The sequence below is a fragment of the Terriglobales bacterium genome, from assembly GCA_035454605.1.
Classification (GTDB): Bacteria; Acidobacteriota; Terriglobia; order Terriglobales; family Acidobacteriaceae; genus DATMAB01.
Window position 1 is genome coordinate 1 of the sequence record DATIGQ010000040.1, and the last position, 10,137, is coordinate 10,137.

Sequence of the window (10,137 nt, forward strand, 5' to 3'; positions counted from 1 at the left end):
GGGCGCGAATCAAATTCCGAGCGATTCGTTCACTGGCAGCGTTCTGATAGGGCCGAGAGACGCCAATGCGTTGATTGCGTCATGTCGTCGTCTCCTAACCCGCGCGCAGCAAGCTGGCTCGGTTCGAGCTGCTATGGAGGCAACCGAAGCCCTCAGCTATGTTGATGATCCAGTTGCTGTGCAGTTCTTGGAGGAAGCTCTGGAGGACTACCGTACTGTAGGAAGTGCGATTGCTGGACTTGAGCGCATCCGCAATGCGGAGGCAGTTGCTGTGCTGATTCGACCCTTGGATAAGCCGAAAAACGAGACTGCGATTCGTGCGCGGGCCGCCTTGCAAGTAATCGCCCATGAAACTGACGACGAGGGCCTCCGGTCCATGATCAAGAGCGCCTTGAGGGAGTAAGCAGGTCCAACAGTTGGCTGGAGGAGGGTCCTCGCTCAAAGATGCGCTCGACTCCCTTGCTGTATTGTTCCCGTCTTATCGGTGGGAAGTGCGCGACAGCGTTGTGAATGTGGTTCCTGCCAGCGGTGCTCCACCTCTCCTGGAAACCCAGCTTGCTTTGCTCGAGATTGACGACCAGATGGCGCCCTCGTTGCTCTTGCAGCGAGTCTTCGAGAGCCCGGAAGTCCGCGCGCGTGCTGAAGAGCTCAAACTGCGTCTGGGAAGAATTGAATTGGGGCCCGGGAGCCTTCCGAAGCCAGGGGTTGAGCGGAAGGAAACTGGGACCAGGTTGCAAACATATCGCGGCGTGACCGTGCGCCAAGCGCTGAACGCTTTCGTGCTGGTACGAGGCAGAGGCGTGTGGTCGTACCATGAGCGCAGATGTGGGCAAGAAGGCGTGTTTGGGGCGGCTTTCCTAGTGAACTAGACGACGGACGATAGCTCCAGGGCCCACTGCGACGCAGAATGTCACCACAATCGTGGGCAGTACTTCTTATTCGGTCCGGTCACAAACGTTTACGGTGACGGCCCCCTTCAACAACGGAGCTGGGTTCGGACACGGTTCCATCACGAATAATTCTGACATTTCCAAATCACGGTAGGAGGGAGGCAGTGGACGTGAAGATTCGTAGGGTCACGATCCTTGTTGTCATCTGCTGGTCGTTTTGTGCAGCGCAGACGGTGGAAAGCGAGCCGGAAACTGTTGTTCGGGCCATGCTCGACTCGAAGATGCCGGGCGTATGGATAGAGGGTAACGTAGATAAGCAGCTCAGCAGGATGGGAGACCGAGGCTGTGTGGCGCTCACCAAGGTCATCGCCGGTAGGAAGCTGAGCTCGGTCGAAATGGAACGCGCACTTGTGGTTGTTCACTTGTCATTCGGCGCTCCGAAGATCGTGAGCGAGAAAGCCGATCGCGAGCCAAAAACCGCTCTGTTTGTGCTCAACTGGCTGGAGATGGCAGCAACGGATCCCGAACTGGTTACGAGGATTCGCGAGACAAGGGCGTACGTGCAAGAACAGTATCGCAAGGCCACTCAAGACCAGAATACGGTGCGCTGATTCCCAACTCCAAAGACCGTTGGCTGCGGTTCTGCGCTAGCCGCCAGCCCTTCCTTTACAATGTGCCTTCCTCAGGAGGCCCTTGTTCCCATGCGCCGTGCTATCGTCGTGCTGCTGCTCGCGACTTCCGTCTTCGCGCAGTCCAAGCCCCGCGCCCGTGACCTGGGAGTGCCGTTTGACGGCACGCCCGGCCCGCTGAACGCCATCACCGACGTGGCCGGGGTCGAGGTCGGCCACAGCACCATCATCCGTGGAGAAGGCAAGCTCAAAGTGGGCGAGGGCCCGGTGCGCACCGGCGTGACGGCCATCCTGCCGCGCGGCCGCGAGAACTCCGACCCGGTATTCGGCGCCTGGTTCTCGCTCAACGGCAACGGCGAGATGACCGGCACGACGTGGCTGGAGGAATCGGGATTCCTCGAAGGCCCGGTGATGATCACCAACACCCACAGCGTGGGCGTGGTGCGCGACGCCGTGGTCGCCTATCGCGTGAAGCTCGGACGCAAGGACACCGAGGGCTATTGGTGGTCGCTCCCGGTGGTCGCCGAAACCTGGGACGGCTATCTCAACGACATCAATGGCTTCCACGTAAAACCTGAGCATGCGTTTGAAGCTTTGGACGGGGCGCGCTCCGGCCCGGTGGCCGAGGGCAATGTGGGCGGCGGCACGGGCATGATCTGCCACGAATTCAAGGGCGGCATCGGGACCGCTTCCCGCAAGCTGAGCGAAAAAGCTGAGCGGGGAACAGCGGGCGAATACACCGTGGGCGTGCTGGTGCAGTGCAACTACGGGTTGCGCGACCAGTTGCGCATCGCCGGCGTTCCCCTGGGCCGCGAGATTCGCGACCACTCGGTGTACTCCGATGAGAATGGCTCCATCATCGTTGTGGTGGCCACCGATGCCCCTCTCCTGCCGCACCAGTTGAAGCGCCTGGCGCGCCGCGTTTCGCTCGCCCTGGGGCGCATGGGCTCGGTCAGCGGCAACGGCTCGGGTGACATCTTCATCGCCTTCTCGACCGCGAACCCGAGCGCGGCGGAAACGAAGGGCACGCGCACCCTCACCATGCTTCCCAACGACAGCATGGGGCCGCTGTTTACCGCCACGGTCGAGGCCACCGAAGAAGCCATCGTCAACGCCCTGGTCGCCGCCGAAACCATGACCGGCGCGGACGGCCACACCGTCATCGCCCTGCCTCACGACCGCCTGCGCCAGGTGCTGAAGAAATACAACCGCCTGGTCGAGAAGAAATAGGTTTGGCTTTCCCGCGTCCTGTCACCTGCGACCTGACACCTGCCTTTACGGCACGGCCACCATCGCCGACTGCGGCAGGTTGACGATGTAGGGCGTCACCAGCACCAGCAGTTGATTCTCTTTCCTCTCCAGGTTCTCGTTGGAGAAGGGGCGGCCGAGCACCGGCAGGTGGCCCAGCACGGGGACGCGACTGAACGCCTTTTGCTCGGATTGCGTCACCATGCCGGCCACCACGGCGGTCTCGCCGTCGCGCACCGTCAGGCTGCCGGTGTACAGCCGGTTGCTCAGGATGGGGACGCTGTTCAGCGATTGTCCGCTCAGCGCCTTGAGTTCCAGTTCCAGCTTCAGCGCCACATCCTGGCCGCCCTGCACGTAGGGAGTGGCCTTGATGTTGAGTCCCAGATCCTCGTAGTAGAAGGAAGGGAAGGCCGTCTGGAAGCTCTGATTCTGGATGACTTGGGTGAGCGCCGGGCTGTTGAGGATGGGGCTGAAGCTCGCGTTCAGGATGGGAAAGCGCTGTCCGATGCGCAGCGTGGTCTCTTTGCCGTGGGCGGCGCGCAAGGAAGCGTGCTCCAGCAGGCGCAGATTGGATTCGTTCAGTTGCAGGTTCAGGGTGAGAGGCGGCAGCGTGACTCCGGTGAGCGTGATGCCTCCTCCGAACACCGCGAAGTTCTGCGTCAGCACCGATCCCTGCTGCAACTGCGCCAGCAGCGCCGCGATCGCCGCCGGGTCCACCTGGTTCAGCCCGCCGGAAGCGATCAACTGGTCGATCACGCTCTGTCCGCCGGCCGACTGCAGCAACTGCCGCGCTTCCGATGGCAGATTGAAGATGCGAAACTGCAGGGGCAGGTCCAGTCCCAGCTCGCGGACCACGGTGCGGTCCACCTCGAACACTTTCACATCCAGCATCACCTGCGCCGGCCCGGAGACGAGCTCCTCCAGGAAGCGGGTCGCGGCCTCCACCTGCGAGAGCGGCGCGCGCACCGTGATCAGGCCATTGGCCGCATTCACCGTGATGGCGCGGATCTCCAGCACCGAGCGCAGCACCGTGACCAACTCGGTCATCTCGGCGGCACTGGTCAGGTTGGGAAGCTCGAAGGTACGCAGCGCCACGGGCTGAAACTGCCGGCGGTTGGTCTGCGTGTCCTGGGCCACCAGGATCTGTCCGGCGGCCAGCGGCACCCAGAACGTCCGGGTCACGCGGCAGGCGAGGTCCATCGCGGTTTCGAAATCCGCCTGCTCCAGGTCGAAGCGCACACTGGTGCCGGGCACGGAATCATCCATCGCCACCGTCAGGCCGTACTCGGCGCCCACCTTCTTCAACAGGTCGCGCGCCGCGCCTCGAAAGTGGAAGTCCCGCCGCCCGGGGCGCGGCGCGACCGTCACCTCGCGCGAGTCGGCCACGATCTTGAGCAGGGAATGTTTCTGCAGCAGGGCCGCGGTCGGATCCACGCTGTCCGTACCCGCGATCTCCGACAGGGCCCCGCGCAGCCGTTCGCGCGCTACCTCGTTGCCGGGATCCAGCTCCAGCGCGGTGCGGAACTCGGCGATGGCTTCCTGATATCTTTTCGCTTCCAGCCGTTCCTGGCCCCGCACCAGGTGTTCCTGCGCGATCGCCAGGCGCACCAGCTCCCGCGTCGTCACATAGGTGGCGCTGGTGGGCTGCAGCCGCACCGCCTCATCGAGCAGGGCCAGAGCCTCCTTCGTCTTGCCCTTCTCGGCCAGTTTCTGGCCCTTGCGGAAGCTCTTCTCCGCGGTGCGTGCGTCCTTCTTCGCCTGCTTGCAGACGGCGTCACAGGGTTCTCCCGCGTTCGCCACCTGCGCAGCGAAAAGGAGCAAAGCGATGATCAAGACTCTGCGCATTTCCTGCGGCCTGCGACCCGCTTCCTGTGTCCTTATTTTTCCCCTCTCAGGACCACTCGTTCGATCGCACTCGCTTTGCCGCTTGCCGGATCGCACTCGATGAGGGCGGCGCACAGCCTCACGTCGCCCCGTGCCGGCTCAAAGCGCGCCGGCATGCTGGTGAGGAAGCGCTCCAGGACCTTCTGCTTCTCCACGCCGATCACGCTGTCGTAGGGACCGGTCATGCCGACGTCGGTCAGGTAGGCCGTGCCCTGCGGGAGCACGCGCTCATCGGCTGTGGGCACGTGGGTATGGGTGCCGATCACTGCGGTCACGCGCCCGTCCAGGTACCAGCCCATGGCGATCTTCTCCGAAGTCGCCTCCGCGTGTATGTCCACGATCACTACCTTGGCGCGGACACTCTTCAGCAGCTGATCGGCGACGCGGAACGGGTCGTCGTTGTCCACCATGAACACCCGCCCCTGCAGGTTCAGAACCGCGTAGGCGACGCCGCCCCTGGTCGCGCCCTCGTAGATGCCGAATCCGGGCGTGCCGGCGGGATAGTTCGCGGGACGCAGTACGCGCCGGGCCGCGCTGGTCGCGTTGCCATCGGCCGACTGCAGGTATTCCACGATCTCGCGCTTGTCCCAGACGTGGTTCCCGGTGGTGAGCACGTCGATGCCCAGGCCCAGCAGTTCTTCCGCGATCGAAGGCGTCACGCCGAAGCCCGCGGCGGCGTTCTCCGCGTTGGCGATCACCAGGTCGACCTTGCGCTGGGCCACCTGGTCCGCCAGGTGGTCGCGCACGATGCCGCGCCCCGGCCGCCCGAAGATGTCGCCGATGAACAGGATGCGCATCGCCGCTCGATGGTACCACGCGCCTTCAGCGAGAGGCCTCGGCCCGCCGCTTCACCTCGCGCAGCATCTCCTTGCGTATGAGCCCGGAAAACGGCCCCACCACGAACCAATAGGCGCGGAATCTCCGGCGCGCTGAGTTTCCCAATGCGAGCACTCGGGTCTCCGTCGCCAGGCGCGTACCGCCGCTGGGTTCTGGCGTCACCGTGAAGTTCCACAGCGCCTTCGCGTAGCCGGGCTTCTCGAAGGCCACGATCTCTTCTGCCGTGAGCCCGTGCACGACTCCGCTATCCGGCCGCCAGAAGCGGCCCACCACGCCCATCAGAGTCTCCTCTTCGGAGTCGCTCGGTATCGGAACGAATCCGGCAGCCCGCAGCCGTTCCTCCGGCGTGAGCGAGACCGGCACCTTCGGCCGACAACCCAGCGTACGCAGCCCCATGAGCAGCCGGGTAAGCGGCATCTGCGAAAAATCGGTCTCGCGCAGCGCACTGCGCGTCCGCTCCGGCGAGGCTTCGACGCGCGCCTCGTAGCGCGCCCGCACGTCAAAGCGGGGCATCAGTTCGTCAAGCTTCGTTTGCACTGGAAACCTGAAACTGGAACTGTCTTACTCCAGCTCTACCGTCTTCAAGAAGTCGTAGTTTCCCGAAGAGGCGACCTGCGCTCCCTTCACCCGCGGCGAGTGCACCAGCACGTTGTCCAGGTACCAGAGATGGATGTAGGGCACGTCTTCGGCGATCCGGCGCTGCACCTCGGCATAGAGGCGCCGCCGGGTTTCGCTATCGGGAGTGCGCCGCGCCTCGTCGATCAGCGCGTCCACGCGCGGGCTGGCGTAGTGCCCGCGGTTCGCCCGCTTGGGAGGGAAGCTCGCCGAGTGGAAGACGTGCTCGAAGATGTCCGGGTCTTCATTGCCCCCGATCCAGCGCAGCGAGATCACCTGGAAGGCGCCTCGGGTCACGTCGCTGAAAAAGGTCGCGAACTCGTAACTGCGGATCTCCAGCTCGACGCCCACCGCGCGCAACTGCTGCTGCAATACGGCCGCCAGCAGCCGGGTGGATTCCTCCGTAGAGGTCTTCATGGTCAGGCGGAGTCGCACTCCGTTGCTGGACGCCGGATAACCGGCTTCGTCCAGCAGCCTTCGTGCGCGCTCCGGATCGTAGTCGTACTTCGCGCCTTCGGCGGAAAACGCCCAGTGTTCGGGCGGAAGCAGGCTCTCGGCTGGCCGTGCTAGGTCCCGCCACAGATAGTGCAGGATGGGCCGCCGATCGATGGCATAGCCGAGCGCGCGACGCACGCGCACGTCCTTGAGGACCGGATCCTCGAGATTGAGCGCGATGTAGGCGTAGATCGTCCCCGGTCCTTCGGTGATGCGCAGCCGCCCTTCGCTCCGCAGCGCCTCCACCATGTCCGCGGTCAGCGCATTGATAGCGACGTCGGCCGAGCCTTTCTCCAACTCCAGCACCCGGGTGGTGGTGTCGGGCACTACGGCAAAGCGCACCTGCTTCACCCTGGGCTTCTCCCCCCAGTAGTCGTCGTTGCGCTCGATCACCACGTCCTTGTCCTGCGCCAGGCTGACGAAGCGGAAGGGCCCGCTGCCCACCGGCTTCGTCTTCAGTTCCGGCCCGCTGCCATAGGGAACGACGCCGATGGCGCCGCCCGAAAGGTTCCACAGCAGCGGCGCGTAGGGCTCCCGCAGGTGGAAGACCACGGTGGCATCGTCCGGCGTCTCGATGCGTTCGATCCACCGGTAGGTCGAGGCCTTGGGGGTGCGCAGTGTGCCGTCACGCACGGAGTCGAAGGTCCACTTCACGTCGCGCGAGGTAAGCGCCCGGCCATCGTGAAAGCGCACCCCGCGGCGCAGATGAAACACGTAGGTCAGCGGGTCGGGGATCTCCCAGCTCACGGCCAGGTGGGGCTGCACCTGGAAGTGCTGGTCACGCTCCAGCAGGGCGTCGAACAGCAGCGCGCCGATGCGCTCCGACTGCGCGTCCGTTCCCACCCGCGGGTCCAGGTTCTGTGGCGCGCTTTCGATGATCATCACCAGCGTGTCGGCGTCGGGCTTGCTCGTGCACGACGAGGTGAAGACCAGCAGGAAAATGGCCGCGAGGAGCGGCGCGTGACGGTAAAAGGTTCGGGGCGTCTTGCCCGTTCTCCCTCGCGGCTCGGTACTCTGTGCTCGCAACTAGAAGCTCACCTTCCCCAGCACTACCGCTCTTCTCGCTCCCGTCGCTGCCGGCAGGTTCCCCGGCTGGCTCATGCAGGTCTGATAGGCGAGCACGGCAAACGCCATGGCTTCCTTGGCTTCCGCCGGTACGCCGAACTCGTCCGATCGCCGCAGGCGCAGGCCAAAGGGTTCCAACTCCTGCGCCAGCATCTTCATCAGCGTGCGGTTCTTCGTCCCACCACCTGAGACCACAAAATCCCGGTAGAGCGTCTTTGCTCTGCGTCTCTGTCCCTCTGTGGCTAACACCACCCCCTCCACAGCCAGACCGATGGAGCGCGCCGTCAGAGCCGTCGCCGTCGCCAGGATGTCTTCCTTGCGGGCCCCGCGGCAGAGTCTCAGCAGCCCGCTCACGAACTCGCGTCCGAACTGTTCCCGCCCCGCCGTTTTCGGAGGCCGCCGGCCGAAGAACGGATGCGCCAGCAGCCTTTCGAGCGCGTCCTCGCGCACGCGTCCGCGCCCTGCGGCACGTCCGCCAGGGTCGTACGCCCGGCCATAGAGCCGCTGCATCAATGCATCGATCACCATGTTGCCCGGCCCGGTGTCGAACGCGATGACATCCTCGGGTTCCGCTCCTGCCGGAATCGCCGTCAGGTTGGCGATGCCTCCAATGTTCTGCGCGATTCGCCCCACACGTCGGTCGCGGTACACCAGGTAGTCGAGGAAGGGAACCAGAGGCGCGCCTTGCCCGCCCGCCGCCATATCCGCCGGGCGGAAGTCCGAAACCACCGGCGCGCCCACCCGCGCCGCGAGCACGGCTCCTTCGCCGGTCTGCCAGGTCGCCGCGACCTTCCTGCCCAGAAACAGTGCCGGGTGGCCCTGGTGGTAGAGCGTCTGCCCGTGGCAACCCACCAGTTCGACGCCCGCGAGGCCGGCGCGCCGTACCGTCTTCTGCACCGCCTCGGCGTAAAGTTCGCCCAGCAGGAAGTTCAGCCGCGCCAGGTCGGCTACGGCGGCGGCGCGAGCATTCATCGCTCCCAGCACCGCCCGCCGTACCGCGTCCGGATAAGGATGGCGCTCATGCTTCACCAGCGAGAAGCGCGTCTTCCACCCTCGCCCCGTCAGGCGCACCACGGCCACGTTGATGCCGTCCGCCGACGTCCCGCTCATCACGCCCGCAACGATCATCGTGCTGCCTTCACAAAGCCAGCTCCCGATGGACCTGTTTCCACAACCCCGCCACGGCCCTCCGCAGCCCTTCCACCTTCTTCCTATCCGGAGCAGGAGCCAACCCGCGCAACTCCCGAGCCCGCCGCTTTCTGGCCATCACCCGTGCAGCCGACTGCTCGACCTCTAGCGCAAAGCGTTGATCCCTTTCCGCCTCATGTACCACGGCTTCCCACGCCCGCCGCACCAGGTCTTCCTTGCGGCAGACCAGAAACATGTCGGCGCCCGCGCGTACGGCAGCTACCGCGACGTCTTCGATGGAGCCTGCCGCCTGCGCGGCGCCCATCTCCAGGTCGTCGGAAACGATCAGGCCGCGATAGCCGATTCTCTTGCGCAGAACGTCCTCAATCCACTTGCGCGACATCGAGGCCGGCGTCCGGTTTCCCGTGACCGCCGGAAAGGCTGCATGGGCGACCATCACGAACGACGGGACGTTCTTGAGTTGCCGGTACGGTACCAGGTCTTCCGCCCACAGCCTGCGCCACGGCTTTTTGATGATGGGCAACTCGAAGTGCGAATCCAGGCTCGCAGCGCCCAGGCCGGGAAAATGCTTGCCGCAGCCCAGCACCTTTGCCGCGTTGAGTCCCCTGAGGAATTCGCGCGCGTAGGTGACCACCCTCGCCGGCTCGGTGGACGCCGTCCGTGTCCCCAGCACTTTCTGCGAGGCGGGAAGCCGAAGATCGAGAACCGGGGCGAAGTCCACGTTGAAGCCCAGCGCGCGCGCCTCCTCTCCCAGCAGGCGGCCATGGCGCCGGAACAATCTCCGGTTGCCGGTGGCGGCCGCCTCCGCGGCCGAAGGCGTCGGCGCAATCGCTTCCCGGAGCCGGTCCACGGTCCCGCCTTCGAGATCGACGCAGCGGAACAACGGCCCGCCGACCGTCGCCTCGCAATCTTTGAGCAGCCGATGCGTCTGCCTCGCATCCGCAATATTGCGCGCGAACAGGATCACTCCGCCCGGCCGCAGATCGCGCAGCAAGCGGCTCAGCCGCGCGTCGCACTCTGTCCTTTCGAAGCCGAGAATCAGCAACTGCCCGACTTGTTTGCGGAGGTCGTTGGCGCTCTTGGTGGGCACGTGAAAGTCAGCCGTTACTCGAGCTCCTTCTTCAGCTCATACAGCAGCTTCAGCGCCTCGATAGGCGTCAGCCGGTCGAGTTCCGCCTGCCGCAACCGCTCCACCACTTTGTCAGAAAGGGGCGTGAAGATGGTGAGCTGCCGCCCGGCCCCAGCCTCGCGTTCACCGGCGGCGGTCAGGTGGTCGCTCACCCGCTGTTCGGCGTCTTCATGCTCGTCGAGGACCTCCCGCGCCC

10 protein-coding genes are annotated in these 10,137 nt (G+C 64.9%); 3 read left to right on the forward strand and 7 right to left on the reverse strand.

What is annotated here, in order from left to right; translation table 11 throughout:
* From VLE48_02750 to VLE48_02760, 3 genes are all read left to right on the forward strand, one after another.
* Positions 1–403, forward strand: a 403-nt coding sequence (locus VLE48_02750) for a hypothetical protein (protein ID HSA91903.1), incomplete at its 5' end; no start/stop codon positions are given.
* Between the two features lie 651 nt (positions 404–1,054).
* The gene (locus tag VLE48_02755) at positions 1,055–1,501 is read left to right on the forward strand and encodes a hypothetical protein (protein HSA91904.1); all 447 of its coding nucleotides are present in this window, start codon (positions 1,055–1,057) and stop codon (positions 1,499–1,501) included.
* A gap of 90 nt (positions 1,502–1,591) precedes the next feature.
* Positions 1,592–2,749, forward strand: coding sequence for a P1 family peptidase (locus VLE48_02760; protein HSA91905.1), 1,158 nt, complete (start codon positions 1,592–1,594; stop codon positions 2,747–2,749).
* Between the two features lie 45 nt (positions 2,750–2,794).
* Here VLE48_02760 and VLE48_02765 read toward each other — a convergent pair whose 3' ends face one another.
* The 7 genes from VLE48_02765 to VLE48_02795 form a co-directional block, all read right to left on the reverse strand.
* Positions 2,795–4,612 carry a tetratricopeptide repeat protein gene (locus tag VLE48_02765; protein HSA91906.1) on the reverse strand — a complete coding sequence of 606 codons (1,818 nt, stop codon included), beginning with the start codon at positions 4,610–4,612 and terminating at the stop codon, positions 2,795–2,797.
* 32 nt (positions 4,613–4,644) lie between these two features.
* Positions 4,645–5,448: a TIGR00282 family metallophosphoesterase gene (locus tag VLE48_02770; protein ID HSA91907.1), complete on the reverse strand. Its 804-nt coding sequence runs from the start codon at positions 5,446–5,448 to the stop codon at positions 4,645–4,647.
* A gap of 25 nt (positions 5,449–5,473) precedes the next feature.
* A complete protein-coding gene (locus VLE48_02775; protein HSA91908.1) occupies positions 5,474–6,001 on the reverse strand; it encodes a hypothetical protein in 528 nt (175 codons plus the stop codon).
* A gap of 48 nt (positions 6,002–6,049) precedes the next feature.
* Entirely contained in the window at positions 6,050–7,624 is a 1,575-nt protein-coding gene (locus VLE48_02780) for an ABC transporter substrate-binding protein (protein HSA91909.1), read from the reverse strand.
* Positions 7,625–8,791, reverse strand: a complete 1,167-nt coding sequence (locus tag VLE48_02785) for an anhydro-N-acetylmuramic acid kinase (GenBank protein HSA91910.1) — start codon at positions 8,789–8,791, stop codon at positions 7,625–7,627.
* Between the two features lie 10 nt (positions 8,792–8,801).
* Complete coding sequence (nagZ, locus tag VLE48_02790; GenBank protein ID HSA91911.1) at positions 8,802–9,902, reverse strand: beta-N-acetylhexosaminidase; 1,101 nt, start codon at positions 9,900–9,902, stop codon at positions 8,802–8,804.
* 14 nt (positions 9,903–9,916) lie between these two features.
* The coding region (locus VLE48_02795) for a hypothetical protein (GenBank protein ID HSA91912.1) at positions 9,917–10,137 on the reverse strand (221 nt) is incomplete at its 5' end.